Genomic DNA, 23801 nt, shown 5'->3' with positions numbered 1-23801 from the left:
CACTGCCGGTGCAACGGTGGATCAGAATGAAAGCCGGCCCCGGGCCGGCTTTTTTCGTTTGCGCCAGTGGGCTGCAGCCAGCGGTCAGCGTTGGGCCACCCATTCGTCGATGCTGATCATGCGCTGCAGCCGCCAATGCCCGTCCACGCGTTCCCAGACCTGCGCAACGCGTGCCGAGCCGGTGCGCTGCTGCGGGGTGTCCGCCCGCAGGGGCTGGTTGCCCACGCGCAGCACGCGATCCTGGCGCAGCCGGTAAAGCTGAAGGGTGGCCGGGTCTGCTTTCTCATCCGGCATTGGAGATGCTCCTGCCTGCCCAGCCTCGGCCTGCAGGATCTGGCTGCGCAGGGAAGCATCCCCGGCGTCGGTATCGCGGCCGAACAGGCCAGCGCACAACAGCAGCAGGGCAAGCATCGGCATGGCACGGTGCTCCGGAGAAGGGAGTCCAGCGTGGCACTGCCCCCTGCGGTGTGAAACCGGTATGCGACGAAAGCCGGTAAAGCGCGCGCCAAGGCGTCCGGGGAAGGATGAATCCGGGGCCGGAAGTGCCGGGCCGCCCCAAGAGACGGCCCGGCGCGATGCCCAATGCGGGTGGGCGCCGATCAACACCGCTGCGCTGGGTCAGCGCTGGCGACCCGCAGCTTGGCTTCGATTACAGCGGATCACAGCACAGCACCTGGCCAGGCTTGCCGGAGTTGCCGAACGGGCAGCTCGGATGCGGCTCGCAACCGGGCGCATAGCCGGTCTTGGGCGCAACGGCAAAGGCCTGGCTGGTGCCGAAGGCCATGGCCGCGACAACGACGATACCGGCGACAGACGAGAACAGCTTCTTCTTACCGATCATGCGTGGCTCCTTCAGGTGTGGAAATGCACGGTGTAGGCCGTTTGCGGGACGGCCTTGCACAGGTCAGTTCGGCTGGCAGCAGATGCGGGTACCACCGATTGTCCCGTTGCCGCCGAAAACGCAGCCCGGCGTGTAGGTGCAGCCCGGCGCGAAGCCAGCCTTGGTTGGCTTCGCAAAGGCCTGGGACGCGCCGAACGACAGCGCGGCGACAACGACGATACCGGCGACGGACGAAAGGACCTTCTTTCCGATCATGTGTATCTCCTTGGTTGGCGTTGGTGTTGCAGTTGCCGAAGGCACCGGAGTGCCGGTTGTGGCGCGAATCTGGTGGCGAGGGCGGGCGCGCGGATCGGGCGCGTGGCGCCTCAGTGCAATGCAAGGCGAGGCGCCAGCGACTTCATGGCGGCCTGCACGACCTGCTCATCGAGCTGGCCGACGTGTTTGTAGGCCACGCTGCCATCTGCAGCCAGCACCACCAGCATCGGTGTGACCGTGGCGCGGTAGCGTCTGGCGGCATCGCCGTCGCTGTCGATGGCAATCGGGAAGCGCAGATCGTGCTTGCCGGCGTAGTCGGCCAGTTCATCGTAGGGAGGAAGCCCCACGCCGACCAGCTCGCTGGTGCCACGTCCGCCAGCAATCTGCTGCAGCTGCGGCATCGAGGCCAGGCAATAGCGGCAGGCGGTGGAAAAGAAGTACAGGATCTGGGCAGTGCTGCGTTCGCCGCCGATCATCACCCGGGTGCGCTGGGTGGTTTTCAATGCCAACGTATCGGCACGCGTGCCCAGCGCCAGGCCATGCGCCTCATGCTGCATGGCCTGCAGCTGGGCGGCCATCTGCTCGTTGATCTGCCGCAACTGGCGGTTCTGCCATCCCAGCGCGATGATCAACGCCGACAGCAGCAGGGCAGCAACAGGAACCAGGGCGCGCTTGAGCATTGATCATCCTTGAACGCAGCGTTGTCCGGAACATACCCGAACTGCGGCGCGAGTTGTTAAGCAGACGTTCCGCGCGTCGCCGTGGCGTGCGCGTCCCTACCACTCTCAGGATCCGTCTCAGATGAGCGAGCATGTTCCGGCTCCCCGGACCAATCCATTCGTCGAGCTGCTGTTCGGCGGCAACATGCTGGAAGGCACCTTCAAGGCCGTGGTCTGGGTAGCCCTGCTGGCTGCGGTGCTGGCCTGGGCCACCTTCCGCTGAGCCATCGTGCCCCTGCGCTCAGGCGTTGAAGACCTGCCGCAGGCTGTGCAGCGTAGCCTGGCGGTGCTCCTTTGCGGTCGCTTCGCTCATCTCAAGTTCCTGCAGGCGCAGCCCGACCAGGGTCATCGACAGCGCGTAGGTGCGTGCCGCATCGGCGACGCGCGAAAGCCCGAGTGCGCGGCGGGCCAGCGCATCCACATGCTCCAGATCGGGCATAAGGCCCAGATACGCACGTTCTGCGCTGTCCAGGTCGGGAGCACACAGGATCGCATGGGCTTCGAGGGGGGCGGAGACGCAGGCCATGAGGGGTGTCCTTGTCTGTAACGGGCGCTCGCTCAGAACGAGCGCATCAGGGAAACGAAGGCCGACGTCTGTGTCCCACGCCGCGCCATCGGGCTGTCCTTTACTGCATCGCGAACCGCTGGTTGGCGGCCAACGGAAAGCTGATGGCAGCGGAGAACAGCAACAGGCGCAGCAGGGTCGGGGGCAGCAACGGCATCGATCAGCCACTTTGCGGAGGATGGCTGTGCATGGTGCGGGCGCAACATTGTCAGAACATTGCGCGTCGGCAATCGGCACGCGAAGGCGCCCAAACCCGGCGCAAGGCACTATGATCGGCAGCGTTTCCGGTAGCCGAACCCCCTGATGCGCATCCTCCTGGTCGAAGACGATCCCGATCTGTCCCGAGCCCTGCAATCGGGCCTGGAGCGGCAGGGCGTGGTCGCCGACGTGGTCGGAAGCCTGGCCGAAGCTACGATCGCGCTGCGCGAACCGGTACACCAGTTGATGTTGCTCGACCGCCAGCTGCCCGATGGCGATGGCGCGGCGTTCGTCGCCACCGCGCGTGCACTGCGGCCTAACCTGGCGGTGATCATGCTGACCGCCAAGGGCACGTTGTCAGACAAGGTCGAGGGCCTGGATGTGGGGGCCGATGACTACCTGGTGAAGCCAGTGGCGATCGAGGAACTGATGGCGCGGATCCGTGCAGTCTCACGGCGGCCCTCGGCGATGGTGACGCCGCGCCTGCACCTGGGGCGGCTGGAATTCGACTTCGAATCGCTGCAGGCGCAGGTGGGAGGCCAGCCGCTGGCACTGCCCCGGCGCCAGGTGCTGGTGCTGCAGGCGCTGGCGATGCGCCAGGGGCGCACGGTCACACGCAGCGCGCTGGAAGCGGCGGTGTACGGGTTTGATGACGAGATCCAGTCCAATGCACTCGACGCGCACATTTCCAAGCTGCGCAAGGCGCTGCAGCAGGCCGGGGCTGGTGTGGAGATCCATGTGATCCGCGGCGTCGGCTATCTGCTGGCGGAGGCGTGAGATGACCCGACCGATCCGCTCCATCACGCTCGGCCTGGCCTGGCGGCTGTTCCTGGCGCAGGCCTTCACTGTGTTGTTCGCGGTGGTCGCGTTGATCCTGACCTGGGGCGACAAGGACACTTGGGGAATGGACATGTTCACGGCCGAGGCGGTGGCCAAAGCCGTGCACAGCGAAGGCGGCCGGCTGGTACTGGACCAGGCGCGCTGGGACAGGCTCAATGCCGGGGCGGGGGGCAACCTCTGGTTCGCGGCGGTTGATGACAGGGGCACGTGGCTGGAGCGCGGCACGATTCCTGCGGTCCACGCCCCGTTGCTGGCACGCTTGCCGACGGTGGGCGCCACCGAACTGGGTTCACTGGTGCCGCCCTATCTGGACGTTGCGCGGGTGATGATCCGCAACGAGGATGGGCGGCGCATCACGGTGATGGTGGGCGGGGCGCCGAAGGGCGGGCTGCTGGACGGCGCACTGATGGTGCTGCGCCTGATCGGCCTGTGGTTCTTCCTGCCGCTGATCGTGATCACGCTGCTGGTGATGCCGACCGTGATCCACCGTGCGATGCGCGGCGTGCGTCGGTCCGCACAGCAGGCCAAGGAGCTGGATATCGGCCAGCCGGGTGCGCGGCTGGATGCGCAGCTGGTGTCGACCGAGGTCGCGCCGCTGGTGGAAGCTTTCAACGACGCGATCGACAAGGTGCAGCAGGGCTATGCAGCACGTGACAAGTTCCTCGCCGATGCCGCGCACGAGCTGCGGGTGCCGATTGCAGTGGTACAGGCGCGCTTGTCGCAGCTGCCGCAGGGTGAGCTGAAATCGCAGCTGCTGACCGACGTGGCGCGGCTCGGCAACGTCGCCGAGCACCTGCTTGACCTGCAGCGGCTCGACCGCAATGTCGGCGCACTGCAGCGGCTGGATCTGGCGCTGCTGGTGCGTGAAGCGGCCGCCGATCTGGCGCCACTGGTGGTCGGCGCCGGCTATGGCTTCGAGGTGGATGCGCCGGAGTCGCCCGTGTGGATCCATGGCGACAGCCTGGCGCTGGGGCGGGTGATCGCCAACCTGGTGCACAACGCCATCGTCCACGGCGGCGGGCGCGGCACCATCTGCGTGCGCCTGGATGCACGTGGCCTTCTGGAAGTCAGCGATCAGGGCGCCGGTATTCCGGTGAGTGACCGTGAAGCGATCTTCGAGCCGTTCCATCGCCTGCGCGCGGCGGGCAGCGGCAGTGGCCTCGGCCTGCATCTGGTGAAGGAAATCGTGCAGCATCACGGCGGCTCGGTCAGTGTCGGCGAGGCCACCGGCGGTGGTGCCAGCTTCCGGGTCAACTTCCATCGCGGCACCGTCCGGCGCTGACAGCCGCGCGGGGGAAACCCCGATAGGCAGCCTGTAGCGCCTGGCGGCAGGCTGATGGAATGGCTTCCGAACGTTCCGCGCCGGCCCTGTTCGGCCCCGGCTGCGCTGCCGGCCTGGTGCTGGGCGCGCTGGCCTGCGTGCAGATGCCGGCGCTGCTGCCGCTGTGGCTGAGCGCGCCGATGGCGGTTGCCGGCGGCGCGGGCTGGCTGCTGCGCTGGCGCGGCCGCCCCTGGGCTGCAATCGTGCTCGGCCTGGCATGGGCAACATTGCACGGGCATCGGGCGCTGCACGGCCAGCTGCCACCCGGCGCGCCGCCGCAGGATGTGCGGGTGAGCGGACGAGTCGCCGATCTTCCGCAGCGGGGGCCCGGCTACACCCGTTTCGTGTTGCACGTGGATGAGGCCGATGCGCTGCCAGCGCTGCGCGGCAAGCGCCTGCAGGTCACCTGGAACGATCCGTGGCGCGGGTCGTCAGCGCACGAGGCCGAGGGTGGGCGGCATGCGGTTCGTGCGGGATCGCATTGGCAGTTGCCGCTGCGGGTGCGTGCGCCACGTTCGCGGATCAATCCCGGCGGCTTCGATGGCGAACGCCATGCCTTGCTGCGCGACATCTCCGGCAATGGCACGGTACGCGACCCGGGGGCTGCGCGTGAGCGCGCGCCTGCGCAGGGCCTGCCAGCCTGGCGCGAGCGCAGCAGTGACGCCATCGCTACGCAGGTGGCACATCCTGCCGCGCGGTTCGTGCAGGCCTTGGCGCTGGGCGATACCCGCGGGCTGTCCGATGCCGACTGGGAACACCTGCGCGCGCTGGGCTTGACCCATCTGGTCGCCATTTCCGGTTTTCACGTGGGCGTGGTGGCGGGCTTCGGGGTACTGCTGTGCCGCTTGTCGTGGTGGCTGTGCCCGGTGCTGGGACGTTGCTGGCCACGGCCGCAGGCGGCGGCATGGGGTGCAGCGCTGGCCGCAGCCGCCTATGCCGTGGCCGCCGGCGGCGCGCTGCCAACGGTGCGCGCGGCGCTGATGATCGGGCTGGTGGCACTGGCCCGTGCCGGACGTCGCCCGGTGGGTGCGGGGCAGGGGTTGGCCCTGGCCGCGATGGTGATGCTGCTGCCGGCGCCGCTGTCGGTGTTGTCGGCCGGCTTCTGGCTCAGCTTTGGCGGGGTGCTGTGGCTGCTGTGGTGCCTGCCGCGAACCGGGCCGGAGGGCGCCGGTGGGGGCCTGCGTGGCTTCCTGGCCGCCCAGGGCGTGGCCAGCCTCGGCCTGTTGCCGCTGTGCGTGGCCCTGTTCGGCGGCACCGCGCGGTTGGGGCCGCTGGTCAACCTGCCGATCATTCCGTGGTGGACGTTGCTGGTGGTGCCGTTGTCGTTGCTGGGTACGGGGCTGCATGCGCTGCACGAGGGAGCCGGCCGCTGGTCCTGGCGTGCTGCGGCCTGGCTGTTCGAGCTGAGCTGGCAGGCGCTGCAGCCACTGGCGCTGCACCCGCAGGCCATGTGGTGGTTGGCCGAGGCGCCGCGCTGGGCCGTACCGGCGGCATTGGCGGGGGTGTTCTGGTGGCTGCTGCCACGCGGCGCCGGCGGTGGCCTGGCGGGCCTGCTGCTGTGCCTGCCGCTGTTGTGGCCGGCGCGGCATGCACCGGCCGAGGGGGAACTGGAGCTGCTGGTGCACGATGTGGGGCAGGGCACAGCGGTGCTGGTGCGTACAGCGCGGCACGCACTCTGGTACGACGTAGGGCCTCCGACCGGCGGCGAGGGCAACGAGCGCATTCTGGTCCCGGCCCTGCGCGCGCTCGGCCAGGCGCCGCCCCGGCAGGTGATGCTCAGCCATGACCATCTTGATCACACCGGCAGCCTGTCCAGCCTGCGACGGCAGCTGCCCGGACTGCAGCTGCTGGCGCCACCGGGCAGCACCATCGCCGGCGCGACGCCCTGCCAGCAGGGGCTGCGCTGGCAGTGGGACGGGGTAGATTTCCAGGTCCTGCACCCGGCGCCGGGCAGCCGTGAGGCCGAGAACGAAGACAGCTGCGTGCTGCGCATCGCCAGCCACCACGGCGTGGTCCTGCTGCCGGGTGACATCGGCCGACCGGCCGAGCGGACGCTGCTGCAGTCGTCTCCGGCCGCGCTGAAGGCGGATGTGGTGCTGGTGCCGCATCATGGCAGCGGTGGCAGCTCCAGCGCGCCGTGGGTGGCCGCCGTGGCGCCACGGTTGGCGGTGGTTTCGGCCGGCCACCGCAACCGTTTCGGCCATCCACGCCAGGACGTGGTCCAACGCTGGCAGGCGCAGGGGGCGGAAGTGCTGGCCACGGCCGACTCCGGCGCGATCCGCGTATGGCTTGGTGCACAAGGGCTGCAGCTGCGTGAACAGCGTATCCACGCATCCCGGTGGTGGGATGCCGCTGGGCGGGCGCGGTCGGCTGCTATCCTATCGCCGAACGAACAAGCGGCCGTTGGGCCGGAGGGTTGAAACGTGTGGGAACTGGTCAAGGCCGGTGGCTGGCCAATGGTGCCGCTGCTGCTGTTGGGCGTACTGGCTTTGGCGATCATCCTGGAGCGTTTCTGGTCCCTGCGGCGGACTGAAGTGCTGCCGCCCGGGCTTGGCCAGGAAGTGCGCAACTGGGCCGCACGCGGCAAGCTTGACCCGGCGCACCTGCAGACCCTGCGCGCCAACTCGCCGCTGGGCACGCTGCTGGCCGCTGCGCTGGAAGCGCGCAACCGCCCGCGCGACCAGATCCGTGAGCGGATCGAGGACACCGGGCGCCACCTGGTGCACCGCATGGAGCGCTTCCTCAACGCGCTGGGCACCATCGCCTCGGCCGGCCCGCTGCTGGGCCTGCTCGGCACCGTGATCGGCATGATCCAGATGTTCCTGGGCATCCTCGACCATGGCGTGGGCGACGTGAACCAGCTGGCCGGCGGCATCGGCAAGGCGCTGGTGTGCACCGCCACCGGCATGATCGTGGCCATCCCGGCGCTGATGTTCCATCGCTATTTCAAGGGCCGGATCCACGGCTATGTGGTGGAAATGGAACAGGAAGCCAGTGCCCTGCTGGATACGCTCGACGGCCGCCCCGGGGTGATGAACCCGGCCGCGCCGGCGCGGCCAGCCCACGCTGCCACGGCGAAGGCCTGATCGATGCGTATCGGCAATGACCGATCCCAGGATGAGCCGCATATCGATCTGGTGCCGCTGATCGACGTCATCCTGGTGCTGATCATCTTCTTCGTGGTCACCACCACCTTCGATGCGCGCTCGACGCTGCAGGTGCAGCTGCCGACCGCCAGCCAGCAGCCCAGCAACGAGCCGCCGCGCTCGCTCAGCCTGCTGATCAACGCCGAAGGCCGCTATTTCATCAATGACCAGGAAGTGCTGCGCAGCGATGTCGAGTCGGTCAAGCAGACCATCGCATCGGTCGCCGGCAGCGATCGCAGCCAGCCGGTGCTGCTGCGCGCCGACGCACGCACCCCCTACCAGGCCGTGGTGACTGCGCAGGACGCGCTCGGTCAGCTCGGTTTCCGTCGTATCGCCATTGCAACTGCGCCAGAGGTGCGTCCATGAGTTCCCATCACGCGCCGGTGTGGCCGATCTACAAACGTCTGCTGGGCTACACCCGCACCTACTGGGTGTTCATGGTGGGCGCGGTCATCGCCATGGTGGTCGAAGCCCTGGCCGGCTATCACTTCACCAAGCTGATGGAGCCGCTGGTCAACGAGGGGTTTGTCGATCCGCAGCCGCGCGCGGCCGTGGTCCTGCCGCTGACCATCCTCGGCCTGTTCCTGATGCGCAGCGTGGCCACCTGGGTCAGCGACTATACGCTGGCCAAGACCGGCCGCAGCGTGGTCCGCGACCTGCGTGAGCAGGTGCTGCAGAAGTACCTGCACCTGCCGTCGTCGCACTTCGACACCGAAGCAACGCCGGTGATGGTCAGCCGCCTGAACTTCGATACCGAGCAGGTCACCCAGGCCAGCGCCGACGCGCTGAAGACCGTGGTGGCCGATACCCTCACCATCATCGCGATGCTGGCGGTGATGCTGCAGATGAGCGTCAAGGTAACCCTGGCGATGCTGCTGGTGGTGCCGCTGATCGGTGCCATCGTGTCCTACGTGGGCAAGCGCTATCGTCGCATCAGCCGCGGCATCCAGGACGGCATGGGCACGATGGCGCAGACCGCCGAGCAGTCCTTGGCGGCGCAGCAGGAAGTGAAGGTGCACGGCACCCAGCAGCATGAGATCTCGCGCTACTCACGCCTGGCCAACCGCATGCTGGCGCTGAACATGAAGGTCGAGGTGACCCGCGCAGCGGCGTCCAGCGTGGTGCAGTTCCTGGCCGCACTGGCGCTGGCGGTGATCGTCTGGGTGTCGACCCGCGAAGCCCTGGCCGGCCGGCTCAATGCCGGCCAGTTCATGGGCCTGATGACCTCGATGATGGCGATCATTCCTTCGCTGCGGCGCCTGACCAGCGTGCAGACCTCGATTTCGCGCGGCGTGTCCGCCGCCGAGCGCCTGTTCGGCATCCTCGACATGCCGGTGGAGCGCGACGAAGGCCAGCACCGCGTGCAACGCGTGCGTGGCGAACTGGCGTTCGACCACGTCATGCTGCGCTACCGCGAAGACAGTGGCATCGCCCTGGACGACATCAGTTTCGTTGCCAGGCCGGGTACGGTGACGGCCATTGTCGGCCGTTCCGGCAGCGGCAAGACCAGCCTGATCCGGCTGGTGCCACGCTTCTACGAGCCCAGTGGCGGGGTCATCACCCTCGATGGCGTGGCGCTGGATCACTATCCGCTGGCTGACCTGCGCCGGCAGGTGGCGATCGTCGGGCAGAAGGTGATGCTGTTCGATGACACCATCGCCGCCAACATCGCCTATGGCATGGAAGCGACCGACGAGCAGATCCGCGCGGCGGCCGAAGCCGCCAACGCGTGGGAGTTCATCGCACGCATGCCGCAGCAGCTGCAGACGCCGGTAGGCGAGAACGGCGCGCTGCTGTCCGGTGGCCAGCGCCAGCGCCTGGCGATCGCCCGCGCGATCCTGCGCGACGCCCCGATCCTGATCCTCGACGAAGCCACTGCGGCGCTGGACAACGAATCCGAGCGCCTGGTGCAGGACGCGCTGCAGCGCCTGATGCCCGAACGCACCACGCTGGTCATCGCGCACCGGCTGTCGACCATCGAGCATGCCGACCAGGTGCTGGTGATGGACCATGGCCGCATCGTTGAACGCGGCACCCACAAGGAGCTGCTCGAGCTGGGCGGCCTGTACCAGCATCTGCACAGCATGCAGTTCCGCGAAAGGCAGGACTGATGGCCGGCAAGGGTACCCAGACCCCGGCGTACTGGTACGACGGCAGCCCGGTTCCGTGGGCGATGCGCCTGCTGGCACCGCTGTACGCCGGCGTCACCGCGCTGCGCCGGCGCGCCTATCGGCGTGGCTGGCGCAAGCGTTACACGCTGCCGGTGCCGGTCATCGTGGTTGGCAACATCACCGCCGGTGGCACTGGCAAGACGCCGCTGACCATCGCACTGGTGGAGCGCCTGCGTGCCGCCGGCTGGAAGCCGGGCGTGGCCAGCCGCGGTTACGGGCGCGAGGATGCCGACACGCCGCTGTGGGTAAAGGCCGATACGCCGACCGCCAAGGGCGGTGACGAGCCAGTGCTGATCGCCTGGAAGACCGGCGTGCCGGTACGCGTGGACAGTGATCGTGTTGCTGCCGGCAGGGCGCTGATCGAGGCTGGCTGCGATGTGATCGTCTGCGATGACGGCCTGCAGCATTACCGGCTGGCACGCGACATCGAGATCGAGGTGGTCGATGCGCAGCGTCGCTATGGCAATGGCCGGATGATTCCGGCCGGGCCGCTGCGCGAGCCGGTCAGCCGCGCCAGCGAATGCGATTTCCGCGTGGTCAATCTCGGTCAGGCCGATGAGGAGACTGCGGCACAGGCCTGTGGCTTCGGCCAGTGGCCGATGGCCCTGCACATCGACAGTGCGCAGCCGCTGGCCGGTGGCCGCGCACGCCCGCTGGCGTACTTCAAGGGCCAGCGCGTGCATGCGGTGGCCGGCATCGCCCATCCGCAGCGCTTCTTCGACATGCTGCGCGCGCGTGGCATCGGCGTCGTGCCGCATGCGTTCGCCGACCACCAGGCCTATCAGCCGCAGGACCTGTCCTTCGGCAGCCAGCTGCCGGTACTGATGACCGAAAAGGATGCGGTGAAATGCCGGGCGTTCGGCAACGACTGGCACTACGCGGTTCCGCTGCGCGCCGAGTTGCCCGCCGCGTTCTGGGTGGCGCTGACTGACCGCCTGGACAAGCTGCGACCGAACTGAGCGACGCAGCGGCGCTTGCATTCACGCGCCGCCGGCCGCATTCCCCTTGTAACGAGCCTGCCGAGTACCGCCCCATGACCGAATTCGTCGTCGCCATCCCGGCCCGCTATGCCGCCTCGCGGCTGCCCGGCAAGCCGTTGCGCCTGCTGGGTGGTGAACCGCTGGTACTGCACGTGGCGCGCCGCGCGCTGCAGGCCGGCGCCCGGGAGGTCTGGGTAGCGACCGACGATCAGCGCATTGCCGATGCGCTGTCCGGGCTGGCCGAGGTGAGGGTGGCCATGACCGCCACCTCGCATGCCTCCGGTACCGACCGCCTGGCCGAGTGCGCACGCATCGCCGGCTGGGCCGACGACACGGTGGTGGTCAACCTGCAGGGCGACGAACCGTTCGCACCGGCGACCGGCATCCGCGCCCTGGCCGAGGTACTGGCCAACGGCACTGCACCGATGTCGACCCTGGCCACCGCCGTCGAGGACGCGCCTACGCTGTTCGACCCGAACGTGGTCAAGCTGGTGCGCAACGTGCGCAACGAGGCGATGTACTTCAGCCGCGCGCCGATCGCCTGGCACCGCGATGGCTTTGCACGCAGCCGCGACGCGCTGCCGGCCGGTCACAACTGGCTGCGCCACATCGGCATCTACGGCTACCGCGCCGGTTTCCTGCAGCGGTTCGCGGCAATGCCGCCGGGCCAGCTGGAGCAGGTCGAATCGCTGGAGCAGCTGCGTGTGCTGGAGGCGGGCTACCCGATCAGTGTGGCGATCTCGCCCGAACCATTCCCGCCGGGCATCGACACGCCCGAGGACCTGGAGCGCGCCGAAGCGCTTCTTCAGGCGCTGGCTGCCCGATGAAACTGCTGGTCGTCTGCCTCGGCAACATCTGCCGTTCGCCGATGGCCGAAGGTGCGCTGCGTGCACGCCTGGAGGCCTCGCCGCTGGCCGGGCGGGTGCAGGTGGATTCGGCCGGCACCGGCGACTGGCACGTGGGCGAGCCACCGGACCGGCGTGCGATCGCCTGCGCGGCCGGGCACGGTGTGGACATCGGCGGCCTGCGCGCACGCCAGCTGCAGGCCGCGGATTTCGACCGTTTCGACTGGATCCTGTGTGCCGACGAGGCCAACCTGCGTGACGCCGGTCGCCTGGCGTCGGTGGCGCAGCGCGAACGGCTGGCGCTGTACCTGCCCTGGTCCGGCGCGCAGGGGCGGATCGCGATCCCCGATCCGTACACCGGCGGGAGCGATCATTTCGAACAGGTCTGGTCGCTGGTCGACGATGCTGCAAAACGTGCAGTGGCACGACTGTTGCATGACGCCGACTCCGGCATAATCGGATCATGAACGTCCAGCCCGTCCCGGACCTGCCCGAGTTCGCCACCTGGCTCAACGCCACCCCCTGCACCCTGACCGAACTGCGCGGCCGGCCGGTCGCACTGCTGTTCGTCAATGCGGCCTCCGCCTGGAGCGCGCAACGCCTGGCCGAGTTCGGCCAATGGCTGTCGCGCCATCCGGGCAAGCTGCAGCCGCTGGTGCTGCAGGTGCCGCGCTTCGATTTCGAACGTGACGCCAGCGCTGCACTGAAACTGCTGCGTCGCCAGGGCCTGACCATGCCTGTGCTGCTGGATGCCGACTGGGATGGCTGGCGCCGCTTCGGCGTCAGCGCCTGGCCGACCCTGGTGCTGCTGGATGCACAGGGCAGGGAGCAGCAACGGCTGATCGGGCTGGGGGCCCCCGGTGAACTGGAACGCGCCTTGAACGCGCTGTGCCAGGGAGCCCCTTCGGCGCCGTCGCGCGGGGGCAGCGAACTGCATCCGGAACCGCGCCAGGCCCTGCGCTTCCCGTTGGGGCTGGCAGTCAGCACCGAGCGCCTGTACATCGCCGACAGTGGCCACCACCGCATCCTTGAATGCAGCCACGGTGGCCGCATCCTGCGCCAGTTCGGCCTCGGTACCGCCGATTTCATGGATGGCAACCTTGCCGAAGCGGCATTCCATCGCCCGCAGGCGCTGGTGCTGGAGCGCGATTCGCTGTACGTGGCCGATACCGGCAACCATGCCGTGCGCCGCATCAACCTGTTGACCGGCATCGTCGACACCCTGTGTGGCAACGGGCGCCCCGGTGCGCCGGTGGAAGGTCCGGTTGCGCAGCCGCGGCAGGTCTCGCTGGACCACCCGGTCGGCTTGGCCATTGCCGACAACCAGCTGCACATCGCGATGGCCGGCGACAACCGCATCTGGAGCTACCACCTGGGCCAGCGCAGCCTGCAATGGCGCGCCGGCAGCGGCTCCATTGACGAGCGTGATGGCAGCGGCCATCTGGCGGCCTTCGCCCAGCCCACCGCGCTCGCCGTGGTGCAGCAGGTGCTGTACGTGGCCGATGCGCTGGGTTCCTCGATCCGCGCGCTTCAGCTGCGTGGCGACCTGGTGCAGACCCTGGTCGGGCAGGGGCCCTGGCGCTTCGGCAGTGAAGACGGTCCCCGCGCCCAAGCCAGCCTGCAGTTCCCGCAGGCCATCGCGCTGAGCCCGGATGCGCCGCTGCTGTGGATTGCCGATACCGGCAACGGCCGCCTGCGCACGCTGCGCCTGGGCGGAGGCGAACTGACGACCCAACCGCTGCCGCGTCGCCTGCATGGCCCGGCCGGCCTGGCGGTGGGGGCCGGGGCGGTGTGGATTGCCGAGACCGACGCCCATGCCGTGCTGCGATTCGATCCCGACAGCGGCGTGCTCAGCGAAGTGCCGATCAGCGAATGACCGACGTTCCCGTCCCGGCCTTCGACGGCAAGGCCTTCGCGGCCCAGCTCAGCACCGCGCCCGGCGTGTACCGCATGTACGCCGCCGACGACACCCTGCTGTATGTGGGCAAGGCCCGTGCACTGCGCAATCGCGTTGGCAGCTACTTCAACGGCAGTCCGAAGAACGCGCGGATCATGTCGATGATCTCGCAGATCGCGCGCATGGACGTGACCGTCACGCGCTCGGAAGCCGAGGCGCTGCTGCTGGAAAACCAGCTGATCAAATCCCTATCGCCGCGTTACAACGTTTCGCTGCGCGACGACAAGACCTACCCGCATGTACTGCTGACCCGCGAGGACTGGCCGCGCATCGCGCTGCATCGCGGCCCGCGCGCCATTCCCGGCCGCTATTTCGGGCCGTACCCGGGCGTGACCGCGGTACGCGAAACGCTGAACCTGATGCACAAGCTGTTCAAGCTGCGCAGCTGCGAGGACAGCGTGTTCCGCAACCGTTCGCGGCCGTGCCTGCAGTACCAGATCGGGCGCTGCAGCGCGCCGTGCGTGGAGCTGGTGCCGGCAGCGGAGTACGCCGAGTCGGTGCGCCGCGCCGCCCTGTTCCTTGAAGGCAAGAGCGACGAGCTCACCCGCGAGCTGGGCGAGCAGATGCAGGCCGCAAGCGAGGCGCTGGAGTTCGAGCAGGCCGCGCGCCTGCGCGATCTGATTTCCTCGCTGCGCAGCATGCAGACCCGGCAGTACGTGGACGGTCGCGCCGCGGACCTGGACGTGCTGGCGGTGGCCATGCAGGGGTCGCAGGCCTGCGTGCTGCTGCTGGCGTTCCGCGATGGCCGCAACCTCGGTACCCGCCCGTTCTTCCCCCGCACCAACGGCGAGGAAAGCCCGGAGGAAGTGCTGGCCGCGTTCGTCTCGCAGTACTACATCGAATTCGAGCCGCCGCGCGAGATCCTGCTGGACCGCGAGATTCCCGATGCCGACCTGCTGGTTGCCGCGCTCTCGGCCTCGGCCGAGCGCAAGGTGCAGCTGAAGTGGAACGTGCGCGGCGAGCGCGCCGGCTACGTGGAACTGGCCAGCCGCAACGCGCAGCTGACCCTGGCCACCGAACTCAACAGCCGCAACGCGCAGCACGCGCGCAGCGACGCACTGCGCGAGATGCTGGGCCTGGCCGAGCCGGTCAAGCGGGTCGAATGTTTCGACATCAGCCACACCCTGGGCGAGGCTACCGTGGCCTCGTGCGTGGTGTTCGATGCGGCCGGCCCGGTGCGTGCGCAGTACCGCCGTTTCAACATCAGCGGCATCGAGCCGGGCGACGACTATGCGGCCATGCGCCAGGCCATCGATCGCCGTTTCCGCCGTGCGGTGGAAGAGCAGGGCGTGCTGCCGGACGTCCTGCTGATCGACGGTGGCGCCGGCCAGCTGGCGCAGGCGCAGGCCGCACTGGCCGACCTGGGCGTGGAAGGGGTGCTGCTGGTGGGCGTGGCCAAGGGCGTGGAGCGCCGCGCAGGCCATGAAGCGCTGGTGATGCCGGATGGACGCGAGCTGCGCCCGGGCGCGGCCAACCCGGCGCTGCAGTTCATCCAGCAGGTTCGCGATGAAGCCCACCGCTTCGCCATCACCGGTCATCGCGGCCGCCGCCAGAAGGCGCGGATGACCAGCAAGCTGGAGGATATCCCCGGCATCGGCCCGCGCCGTCGTGCCAGCCTGCTCAAGCATTTCGGCGGCCTGGTCGGCCTGAAAGCGGCTGGCGAAGCCGAAATCGCCAAGGTGGAAGGCATCAATGACGCCCTCGCGGCACGTATCTACGCTAACCTGCACGGGTTGGCCACGCCCGATGCGGCCGAGTAGAGAGAGAAGCACGCAAGCATGAAGTTGACCCTGCCCACCTGGCTGACGTTGTTGCGGATCGTGATGATCCCGGTGCTGGTGCTGGTGTTCTACCTGCCCTACACCTGGACCAACTTCGCTTCGGCGGCGATCTTCGGCCTGGCCGCGATCACCGACTGGCTCGATGGCTGGATCGCCCGCCGTTACCAGCTGGAGTCGGCCTTCGGCGCCTTCCTCGATCCGGTCGCGGACAAGCTGATGGTGGCAGTGGCGCTGTTCCTGATCGTGCAGGGCCATCCGACGCCGTGGATGGCATTCTGGGCGGCGGTCATCGTCGGCCGCGAGATTGCAGTATCGGCGCTGCGCGAGTGGATGGCCGAGCTGGGCCAGCGCGCCAAGGTGCGCGTGGCGATGATCGGCAAGATCAAGACCACCGCGCAGATGGTCGCGCTGCTGTGCCTGCTGTATTCGGTGGCCCCCAACGTGCCGGTGGAAGACATCTGGATGGGCTGGCCGGTGTTCCATATCGGCGACTGGACCTTGGCGATTGCCGCGGTGCTGACCCTGTGGTCGGGCCTGCAGTACCTGCATGCCGCCTGGCCGAGCCTGCGCGAAGACGAGCGCGCCGCACGCGAGCGCTCGCGGCAGAAGAAGCTGGGCAACTGAGCCCATCGATGCGCGTATTCACGCATGGCGCGGATACGCGACGCCGGGCACCTCGCAGACCCTGAAAAAAGCGCTTGACGGCATCCTTGGAATAGGTAAAATTTCGCCTCCCAAGCGGGAATAGCTCAGTTGGTAGAGCGCAACCTTGCCAAGGTTGAGGTCGCGAGTTCGAGTCTCGTTTCCCGCTCCAGATTCAAGAAAAACGCTCCCGCAAGGGGGCGTTTTTCGTTATGCGCGGCGGTACCCGCGCAGATCAATCATTGTCCTGCGCCGTCGCGCGCCAACGCATGCCGGTGATGCGCGCTTCCTCGCGTGCCACCTGGCGGTCCGCGAACCACTCCTGCACATCACCGGCGAAACTCGCCGGGCGTCCCTTGCCCTGCACGCCCTCGGCAATCGAGGCCAGGTTGGAACGTGCCAGTTCTTCGCGCATGGCCTTCTGCGCATTGATCATCACCGCGTGGATGCCGCACATACCGCGGTTGGCCCAGCGGGTGGGGCACCATCAAACAGCGCGCAGCGCCCACAGGGAGCTGGGTGTGTCCTGGCGTCTGGGCTCGGGCGTCGCTCGCGGGGATGCGGAGGGCGTGACGTTGGAAAACGGAGAACGCATCGACGCCGCCACCGTTGTCTGGAAGGCCGGTGCACGTGCCAGTGCGTTGACTGCTTAGATTCCTGGCTAGCACGATGCGGTGGGTCGCCTGCATGTGGATCGCACTCTCAAGGCGAAGAGTGTCGACGCGGTGTTCGCCACCGGCGACTGCGCGCATGCCGCCACCGATGACGAGGGCAACGTGGCGATGATGTCCTGCCAGCACGCGATGAACCTGGGGCGCTCCACCGGACACAACGCCGCGGCTGACCTGATCGGGGAAGCGATGATTCCGTATGCGCAGCCCAAGTACGTGACCTGCCTGGACCTGCGGCCGTGGGGTGCTGTCTACACCGAGGGCTGGGATCGCCAGGTAACGCTGTCCGGCGCTGAAGCCAAGGCGCTCAGGACCCGGATCAACACCGAATGGATCTATCCGCCCACGGGTGAGCGTGCGGAGATCCTGGCGTCTGCAGATCCGCTGCGGATTGTGGTGGCCTGACGGCGCAAAGCAGTCCTGCAAGCAACGTTCTCGAACGGGGGCGTTGCTTCTGCCCGATAGTGGACGCTGCGATCTCTCTCCACCTGGGATCTCGACATGGTCATCGTTGGTGTCAGCTTTGCGGACGGCACCTACCTGTTGGTCGTCGCACGAAACGGTTGTGGCTGGATGCAAGGCGGACGTCGGTGGCGAGTGAACAACGCAGGCAACTTTGAATGAATTGATCGTAGTGCTCGACAGCTGCGCAGAATGTCGCAAATGGTCAGCTGACATGACAGAGACCTCGGCGTTGTGCGATATCCAGAGCATCGGTAGCGCTTTCGCAAGCGACCTCTCTCTCACAGTGAGTTCAGCCGGGCTTGCCCCTTGGTACAGTTGCCATTGCTGACGTGATGGGCCAGGAAGAACCAAGAAAGTACGAGTTGATGGAGAAGCTGTGTTGGTGGGCCCCTTGCGCTCAGCTGCTTTTCCATCTGCATATTGACTGCACGGCGCAATGCTCATCGCTCAATGGACGGGCGTTGGAATGCCAGCTTCATTGATATGAATGGACGCCGAAACCTTCTATTCATCTACATCCGGAGTTTCATGATGATTCGACCGCTGGTTGCCGTCGGGATGCTCGTTTTTTCCGTCAATGCGCATGCGACTCCTCTGGGGTATGACAAGCAAGCCGAAGTTTCCCTTATTGATGGGCGGCCTGCGATCTGCCTTCCGAAAAAGGCCCGATCACCTTTCCCCATAGGCTGGGCAACGTTGTCTGAAGCCAGTGATCAGAACGATGGGGTCTGGAGCATTGAACTGAAGGATGGTGCTGCACCATTGATGCTGAAACCCGGTGACTGCTTCTCATATGGGCGTGTGCCCAGCTCATACGCTGTCGAACCCTTGAGAGGAAAGGAGAGAGTGTTGGAGCTGCGGCCAGGCTTGGCGTACGTGTTCAGGCTGAATTCTTCTGTGCACTCAGCAGAGGCCTATTCGGTGTTGTTCTGCACTGGCCGGAAGCAGACGGAAGGTCGCGAAATTGAATCCATCAAGAAGGTAGACGACAGGACGAGGCAGTCCTCATGCTGATTCATAAGGTCGGAGTCTGATGCGGCGGTCCTTTCGTAGCGCGCGGTGCTTCGTTGGCTGCGATGCATGGTGCGTGGATCAGTAGCGCTCCCTGACAATCCTTGTCATTTCTGATAGAGAGGAGCTTCCATCGGGTCCAGCGTAACGTGTAGGCGAACGCTCACTTCTTTAAGATTCTTACGATCGAGATTGACCTCTTTTCTCCCGTCGCAGATCAGTAACTTCCTCAACTCTTCCTTGGAAGAGCTGCTTCGATGAACGAGTTGCTTGCAGTACTGGGTGAGTCGAAGCTCCTTGATCCCCGCATTCAGAGAAGTAGCGTCTTCGGTTGCATCTCGGACATGTAGATGGAAGCGGTACTCCCCTGAATTGATTGCGCTCTTTCTAGGTTCGTTCTGGAGTGTTAGTCCGACCGTTTCCAGTGGCAGTTTGCAAGCTCCGATGGAGTAATGCACGGGGATGTCTACACGTGATGGCTTGGATTCATCCGGGCTGGATAGATGAAATGCCTTTGTGACAGATCTCGGGCCGGGGATGTTGCTCACAAAGGAGGTTACTCCGCTGCAGTTCAGATCTTTCGCATCTCGTGGTGCATAGTGTGCGACAAGAGTCATGTGCAGCTGTGCCGGCAGTTGGGCTGTCAAGTTGAATGTTCTCGAAGATGCGCGCGTGGTCGTGGAAAGTGCAATTTCCTTGCTGATGACAGCCGCCGTCCGGCATCCCGATGTGATTAATGCCATCGAAACCAATAGCAGTGAAAGGGTGGTGCGGCCGGTTGCCAAGATGAGAGGTCCTGTCGAGGCCCAATGGGTTGTGCGAAGTGACATTCGATAGTGCTGCCAGAGCGATGGAATCGCGACATTTCGTTATAGATGCTCGAAGTAGGATCAAACATGCAACTAGTTGCAGAATATGCTGAATAGGTAAGAATGAATGCATCAGGAGAGTAAGTTGCGTTTCCTGATGAGGTGATGCGCAAAGAGTCGAAGCAGAAAAGCGATCCCGAAACTGAAGACGTTTTCCCGTTGGCAAATTGCATGCTTCATCCCCACTTCACCCACACTCCATCGCCCCTCCAACCGCGCTAGCGAAGCTGCATCTCCGATTCTCCACGGCGATGCCGAAATGCCTCACACTTCCCCCGCCTACGACCACGACGTCGTCATCGTCGGCGCCAGTTTCGCCGGTGCCGCCTGCGCACTGGCTGCCGCCCAGTACGGTCTGCGCGTCTGCGTGCTGGAACGCAAGGCCGACCCCGGCGAGCGCCTGCACACCACCGGCATCGTGGTGAAAGAGGCGATGGAGCAGACCTGGCTGGGGCGCATGCCCGAGCACCTCGTGCAACGCGTCGCAAACGTGCGCCTGTATGCGCCGAACCTGCGCAGCGTGTTGCTGGCCGCGCCGGGCTATTACTTCCTCACCACCGATACGCCGAACGTGATGCGTTGGCTGGCCAGCGAACTGCGCGCGAACGGTGTCGACCTGCGCCTGCAGCAGTCCTTCACCGACGCTCGTCGCTGTGGTGACGGCTGGCAGGTGGAAGGGGCAGGGCGCTGCGCCTATCTGGTCGGTGCTGATGGCGCACGCTCACGCGTGGCCCAGCGCACCGGCCTTGGCCAGGTGCGCGACACCCTCTACGGCGTCGAGCGCGAGTTCGCCGGCCTGCAGGTGGCGCAGGGCAATGCGCTGCATTGCTTTGTCAGCAAGCGCTACGCGCCGGGTTATATCGGCTGGGTCGCGCAGAATCCGACCGGCCTGCAGGTCGGATTGGCGCTGCGTCATGACCCGCAACAGGTACGGCCGCCGGATATCGACGGCTTCCTCGACCACGTGCGCGATGGGGTCGGCATTCCGCCTTCGGCGCGTCCCTCGGGCACTCGCGCAGGGCTGGTGCCCTGCGGCCGGCCGGATGGGCCGATCACCGGCCAGCGCGTGATCCTGACCGGCGACGCGGCGGGCATCGTCTCGCCGCTGTCCGCCGGGGGCATCCACTCTTCGTGGCGGCACGGCTGGGCGGTCGGTGAGGCGATTGCCCGCCATCTGCGTGGCAAGGGCCAGAAGCGGAACGGGTGGCGCGTCAGGTCGCCCCGGCGTTCCATGGCAAGCGCGTGCTGCGCTGGGCGATGGATCATCTGCAGGCCGATTGGCCGCTCGATGTACTGCTGCATACAGCGGTCATGCGCCGCATTGCCGAACAGGTCTACTTCCATCGCCGCGGGCTGCGCACGTGAAGGGAGCAGGCAGGGGCGCCTGAACGCCACCCCCTCACTTCTCGTGAAAATTCCTGTTGACGCCGTGCAGCAATCCCGACACAATAGCGCTCCTTCGACGCAGGTCGAACGAAATCTGCGGGAATAGCTCAGTTGGTAGAGCGCAACCTTGCCAAGGTTGAGGTCGCGAGTTCGAGTCTCGTTTCCCGCTCCAGATTCAAGAAGAACGCTCCCGAAAGGGGGCGTTTGTCGTTTGTCGGGCCGGATGCGCCCATGGGTCGCCAGCAAGCGTTCGAGGCCGGTGGAGCGGTCAGCGCGACCACGATGCACCGACAGCCACCGCCGTGATCGAAGCGATTGGCTGCCAGCGGCGAGGATGTTCACGCGTGCGGCACGTCGAGCCGGGGAGACGTCGCAATGTGCAATGCGCCGTGAAAAGCATCCAGTGTTCTGTACCGGGAACGCGTTGAAAGCGCAGTGAAAGACTGGGGCAGCGCTGCCTGAACCGCACGCGTGTGGTGACCGTTTTCGGACCAATTCTCCATGTTCGCTCCACAATCGCACGGTAGCCTTCATGCTCCTTCTACACGTTGGCGGGCTGGTGGTCAGGCGTATCACTTCAGTGGCAGTGCCCAGGACCGGGCGCGGACTCTCCCTGCAGGCAGTGCTGCGCCCGGGCGCGCTGCTGACCAGCCTGGCGCTTGCAGGTTGCATGTCGGTGCCGGCTCCGGACCTGCCTGATCGCACACCCAGCACCTGGACCCAGGTGCCGCAGGGCCAGGGCGTAGCGGTGGATGCCAGGCAGTGGTGGAAGGTGCTGGCCGACCCGGCGCTGGACGGCCTGGTCGACCAGGCCATCGCCGGCAACCTTGATCTGCAGCAGGCCACGTTGCGCCTGCAGGCGGTGCGCATCGTCGCCGGCGCCTCCAACGCGCGCTTCCTGCCGGAAATCACCGCCAGCGCCAAGCAGGTACAGGACGCTGCCGCTGTCGACACCTACTTCCATGCCGGCATCGAAGCGATCTGGGACCTGGGCCTGTTCGGTGCCGCCGAGAGCGCGCAGTTGAGCGCTCAGGCCTCGGCCGGCAACGCCATGGCCCTGCGCAATGCAGCGCAGGTGGCGGTGATCGCCGATGTGGTACGCAGCTATCTCGACCTGACCGTGGCGCAGGCCCAGCAGGATCTGCTGGTCCGACAGCAGGCCGTGGACGAGCGCGGCGAACAGCTGGCGCTGGTCCGTCAGCGGCTGCGTCTGGATGAGCCGGGCGAGCTGGAACGGCTGCGCGCGCGGCAGGCGGCCACCCGTGCGGCCATCGCGCAGGCGCGGGAAAACGCCGACAACGCCGCCCGTGCGCTGGCATTGCTGCTGGGCCGCGAGCGTCCGGATCCGGCCTGGCACGCCTACCGCACCCCGCCGACGCTGGGTGCGTTCACGCTGCAGCAGGTCCCGGCTGACCTGCTGCGACATCGACCGCAGATCCTGCTGGCCGAATCGGAAGTGATGCAGGCCGCCGCCAGCAAGGGCGCGGCGCGCGCTGCGATGTATCCGCGGATCAGCCTGGGTGGCTCGATCCTGTACGCCTACAACCTCACCCAGAACGCCCGTTCCAATTCCGACTCCAGTCCGTCGATCGGCCCGTACATCGATATTCCGCTGTGGGACTGGGGGCAGCGCCGAGCGCGCTTCCATGCCGATGAGAAGCAATTGGACGCCGCCTTGCTGGGCTACCGCAAGGCGGTGCTGGAAGGCGTGAGCGAAGTGGAAGCTGCACTGGGCAGCCTGGCGCGGCAGGACAGCAGCATCCAGTCGCTGCGCGCGGCCAACGATGCCGCCGGGCAGCAGGTCAAGCGCCAGGCGCGGCAGGTGCAGCTGGGCCTGTCCAGCGAGTTCGATGGGCTGGATACGCAGCGTGCCGCATTGGCGTCGCAGGCCGACCTGATCGGTGCTCAGGGGGCGCGCGTGCTGGCCTTCGCGTCGCTGTACCGCGCCCTCGGCGGTGCACCGCTGCCGGTCGAGGCTGAGGGCGAACAGCAATGATCGCGCTGGCCCGCAAGACCCTTGCCTATGAGTGGCGCCGGTTCCTGCCGGTGGTGCTGGCGATGTGTTTCGCCGGTGTGCTGTTGATCGTGCAGGCTGCACTGGTGCTGGGCATCTTCGGTACCGCTGCGATCTACGTGAAAGCGTCCTCGGCTGATATCTGGGCCGGTTTCCCCGGCACCCAGAGTGTCAATTACGGCCATGCGATCAGCGCGGATGTGGAAAGCCATCTGCGCATGGACCCGGATGTCACCCGCGTCGAGCCCTACGAGTGGGTCGATGGCGAATGGCGGTCCGGCGCCCAGGGCACCGGCAATGTGTCGGTGTACCTGTCCGGCATCTCCACCCGGGACGACGCGATGATGTTCGCGCGCATCCTGCCTGCCGACCTGCGCGCACAGCTGCGCGAGCCGGGTGCGGTGATCGTCGACAGCGCCGATCTGGATACGCTGGGCGTGGACCTGCAGAACAACCGTGCCTGGATCAACGGCAAGGCGGTGCGCGTGGTCGCTGCACAACCCGGCCTGCGTGGCCTCGGTGGCGTCAACGTGCTGGCCTCGCTGGATACCGCGCGCGCCATCGCCGGTACCGATCCGCATGAGGGCAGCACCTATTTCGTGGCGGGCCTGCGCTCGCCGGACCTGGCCGACCGCGTGCGTGATCGCCTGGCCGCGTCGATGGGCCAGGCCACACCGGTCGAGTTCTGGACCGCGCCGGCGTTCGCCAGCCGTTCGCAGCAGTATTGGCTGTTCGATACCGGCGCAGGTATCGCCGTGTTGTTCATGGCCGTCATCGTCTGCTTCGTCGGTGCGGTGATCACCAACCAGTCGTTCGCCTCGGTGGTGGCCGGCTCGGTACGCGAGTACGCCACGCTCAATGCACTCGGTGCAGGCCGCTATGCGCTGGCACGGGTGGTGTTCGAGCAGGCATTGCTGATCGGTGGCGTGGGCATGCTGCTGGCGGCGGCGTTCAGCACGGTGGTGCTGTTGATCGCGCAGACCCAGCGCGTACCGGTGCAGCTGACGCCGATGGTGATCCTGGGCTGCGTGGCGCTGGTCGCGGTGATGGCCATGCTGTCGAGCATCATGGCGGTGCGCAGTGTGGTCCGCTCCGATCCATCGTTGCTGCTGCGTTGAGGACCG

The 23801-nt window shown here is 66.8% G+C and carries 24 protein-coding genes, 2 tRNA genes and 1 pseudogene; 20 read left to right on the top strand and 7 right to left on the bottom strand.

Going from position 1 to position 23801, the window contains the following annotated elements; all coding sequences use genetic code 11:
* Nucleotides 1–84: 84 nt before the first annotated feature.
* From AC5P65_RS17655 to AC5P65_RS17640, 4 genes are all read right to left on the bottom strand, one after another.
* The gene (locus AC5P65_RS17655; RefSeq protein WP_021203592.1) at nt 85–417 is read right to left on the bottom strand and encodes a hypothetical protein; all 333 of its coding nucleotides are present in this window, start codon (nt 415–417) and stop codon (nt 85–87) included.
* 232 nt (nt 418–649) lie between these two features.
* On the bottom strand, nt 650–841 hold the full coding sequence (locus AC5P65_RS17650) for a hypothetical protein (RefSeq protein WP_019659008.1): 192 nt from the start codon (nt 839–841) through the stop codon (nt 650–652).
* Between the two features lie 63 nt (nt 842–904).
* Nucleotides 905–1096, bottom strand: a complete 192-nt coding sequence (locus tag AC5P65_RS17645) for a hypothetical protein (protein WP_019659007.1) — start codon at nt 1094–1096, stop codon at nt 905–907.
* Between the two features lie 110 nt (nt 1097–1206).
* Complete coding sequence (locus tag AC5P65_RS17640) at nt 1207–1776, bottom strand: peroxiredoxin family protein (RefSeq protein WP_019659006.1); 570 nt, start codon at nt 1774–1776, stop codon at nt 1207–1209.
* A gap of 121 nt (nt 1777–1897) precedes the next feature.
* On the opposite strand from AC5P65_RS17640, the gene AC5P65_RS17635 reads away from it, so the two are divergent.
* Nucleotides 1898–2038 (top strand): hypothetical protein, encoded by a 141-nt coding sequence (locus AC5P65_RS17635; protein ID WP_021203593.1) that lies wholly within the window; start codon nt 1898–1900, stop codon nt 2036–2038.
* 18 nt (nt 2039–2056) lie between these two features.
* Here the strand turns inward: AC5P65_RS17635 and AC5P65_RS17630 are convergent, their stop codons facing one another.
* Nucleotides 2057–2341 carry a hypothetical protein gene (locus AC5P65_RS17630; protein ID WP_019659004.1) on the bottom strand — a complete coding sequence of 95 codons (285 nt, stop codon included), beginning with the start codon at nt 2339–2341 and terminating at the stop codon, nt 2057–2059.
* Nucleotides 2342–2683: 342 nt separating this feature from the next.
* Here AC5P65_RS17630 and AC5P65_RS17625 point away from each other — a divergent pair, with 342 nt between their 5' ends.
* From AC5P65_RS17625 to AC5P65_RS17565, 13 genes are all read left to right on the top strand, one after another.
* Nucleotides 2684–3355 (top strand): response regulator transcription factor, encoded by a 672-nt coding sequence (locus AC5P65_RS17625; RefSeq protein WP_019659002.1) that lies wholly within the window; start codon nt 2684–2686, stop codon nt 3353–3355.
* Nucleotide 3356: 1 nt separating this feature from the next.
* Nucleotides 3357–4700, top strand: a complete 1344-nt coding sequence (locus AC5P65_RS17620) for a sensor histidine kinase (RefSeq protein ID WP_021203594.1) — start codon at nt 3357–3359, stop codon at nt 4698–4700.
* A gap of 59 nt (nt 4701–4759) precedes the next feature.
* Complete coding sequence (locus tag AC5P65_RS17615) at nt 4760–7159, top strand: DNA internalization-related competence protein ComEC/Rec2 (RefSeq protein WP_021203595.1); 2400 nt, start codon at nt 4760–4762, stop codon at nt 7157–7159.
* Between the two features lie 3 nt (nt 7160–7162).
* Nucleotides 7163–7825, top strand: a complete 663-nt coding sequence (locus AC5P65_RS17610; protein WP_021203596.1) for a MotA/TolQ/ExbB proton channel family protein — start codon at nt 7163–7165, stop codon at nt 7823–7825.
* A 3-nt stretch (nt 7826–7828) separates the two neighbouring features.
* The gene (locus AC5P65_RS17605; RefSeq protein ID WP_495215779.1) at nt 7829–8251 is read left to right on the top strand and encodes an ExbD/TolR family protein; all 423 of its coding nucleotides are present in this window, start codon (nt 7829–7831) and stop codon (nt 8249–8251) included.
* Entirely contained in the window at nt 8248–9996 is a 1749-nt protein-coding gene (gene msbA / locus AC5P65_RS17600) for a lipid A export permease/ATP-binding protein MsbA (protein WP_019658997.1), read from the top strand. The genes AC5P65_RS17605 and msbA overlap by 4 nt, the downstream gene beginning before the upstream one ends.
* Complete coding sequence (gene lpxK, locus AC5P65_RS17595) at nt 9996–11015, top strand: tetraacyldisaccharide 4'-kinase (RefSeq protein WP_021203597.1); 1020 nt, start codon at nt 9996–9998, stop codon at nt 11013–11015. The genes msbA and lpxK overlap by 1 nt, the downstream gene beginning before the upstream one ends.
* A gap of 74 nt (nt 11016–11089) precedes the next feature.
* The gene (gene kdsB, locus AC5P65_RS17590) at nt 11090–11863 is read left to right on the top strand and encodes a 3-deoxy-manno-octulosonate cytidylyltransferase (protein ID WP_021203598.1); all 774 of its coding nucleotides are present in this window, start codon (nt 11090–11092) and stop codon (nt 11861–11863) included.
* Entirely contained in the window at nt 11860–12348 is a 489-nt protein-coding gene (locus AC5P65_RS17585) for a low molecular weight protein-tyrosine-phosphatase (RefSeq protein ID WP_021203599.1), read from the top strand. The genes kdsB and AC5P65_RS17585 overlap by 4 nt, the downstream gene beginning before the upstream one ends.
* Nucleotides 12345–13757, top strand: coding sequence for a hypothetical protein (locus tag AC5P65_RS17580; RefSeq protein WP_019658993.1), 1413 nt, complete (start codon nt 12345–12347; stop codon nt 13755–13757). Before AC5P65_RS17585 ends, AC5P65_RS17580 begins: the two co-directional genes overlap by 4 nt.
* Nucleotides 13754–15598, top strand: coding sequence for an excinuclease ABC subunit UvrC (uvrC, locus tag AC5P65_RS17575; RefSeq protein ID WP_021203600.1), 1845 nt, complete (start codon nt 13754–13756; stop codon nt 15596–15598). Before AC5P65_RS17580 ends, uvrC begins: the two co-directional genes overlap by 4 nt.
* A gap of 18 nt (nt 15599–15616) precedes the next feature.
* Nucleotides 15617–16243: a CDP-diacylglycerol--glycerol-3-phosphate 3-phosphatidyltransferase gene (pgsA, locus tag AC5P65_RS17570; protein ID WP_021203601.1), complete on the top strand. Its 627-nt coding sequence runs from the start codon at nt 15617–15619 to the stop codon at nt 16241–16243.
* A gap of 114 nt (nt 16244–16357) precedes the next feature.
* Nucleotides 16358–16433, top strand: a tRNA-Gly gene (locus AC5P65_RS17565).
* A gap of 63 nt (nt 16434–16496) precedes the next feature.
* On the opposite strand, the gene AC5P65_RS17560 is transcribed toward AC5P65_RS17565, so the two are convergent.
* On the bottom strand, nt 16497–16697 hold the full coding sequence (locus tag AC5P65_RS17560) for a hypothetical protein (RefSeq protein ID WP_180832792.1): 201 nt from the start codon (nt 16695–16697) through the stop codon (nt 16497–16499).
* A 238-nt stretch (nt 16698–16935) separates the two neighbouring features.
* Between AC5P65_RS17560 and AC5P65_RS17555 the strand changes: the two genes are divergently transcribed.
* Nucleotides 16936–17337 carry an NAD(P)/FAD-dependent oxidoreductase gene (locus AC5P65_RS17555; protein WP_021203603.1) on the top strand — a complete coding sequence of 134 codons (402 nt, stop codon included), beginning with the start codon at nt 16936–16938 and terminating at the stop codon, nt 17335–17337.
* Between the two features lie 591 nt (nt 17338–17928).
* Complete coding sequence (locus tag AC5P65_RS17550; protein WP_146205507.1) at nt 17929–18411, top strand: hypothetical protein; 483 nt, start codon at nt 17929–17931, stop codon at nt 18409–18411.
* Between the two features lie 104 nt (nt 18412–18515).
* Here the strand turns inward: AC5P65_RS17550 and AC5P65_RS17545 are convergent, their stop codons facing one another.
* On the bottom strand, nt 18516–19193 hold the full coding sequence (locus tag AC5P65_RS17545) for a hypothetical protein (RefSeq protein ID WP_495215778.1): 678 nt from the start codon (nt 19191–19193) through the stop codon (nt 18516–18518).
* 343 nt (nt 19194–19536) lie between these two features.
* Here AC5P65_RS17545 and AC5P65_RS17540 point away from each other — a divergent pair.
* The 4 genes and pseudogenes from AC5P65_RS17540 to AC5P65_RS17525 all read left to right on the top strand — a co-directional run bounded on the left by AC5P65_RS17540 (nt 19537) and on the right by AC5P65_RS17525 (nt 23795).
* A pseudogene (locus tag AC5P65_RS17540) lies at nt 19537–20642 on the top strand (NAD(P)/FAD-dependent oxidoreductase).
* Between the two features lie 117 nt (nt 20643–20759).
* Nucleotides 20760–20835: transfer RNA gene (locus tag AC5P65_RS17535), tRNA-Gly, on the top strand.
* 360 nt (nt 20836–21195) lie between these two features.
* Nucleotides 21196–22659: an efflux transporter outer membrane subunit gene (locus AC5P65_RS17530; RefSeq protein ID WP_111097910.1), complete on the top strand. Its 1464-nt coding sequence runs from the start codon at nt 21196–21198 to the stop codon at nt 22657–22659.
* Nucleotides 22656–23795, top strand: a complete 1140-nt coding sequence (locus tag AC5P65_RS17525; RefSeq protein ID WP_111097911.1) for an ABC transporter permease — start codon at nt 22656–22658, stop codon at nt 23793–23795. Before AC5P65_RS17530 ends, AC5P65_RS17525 begins: the two co-directional genes overlap by 4 nt.
* Nucleotides 23796–23801 lie beyond the last annotated feature (6 nt).

It is taken from the genome of Stenotrophomonas sp. YJH_SMC_48-3, from assembly GCF_059369375.1.
The sequence above is the reverse complement of the archived record's forward strand: the minus strand, read 5'-3'. Positions and strand labels throughout refer to the sequence as shown.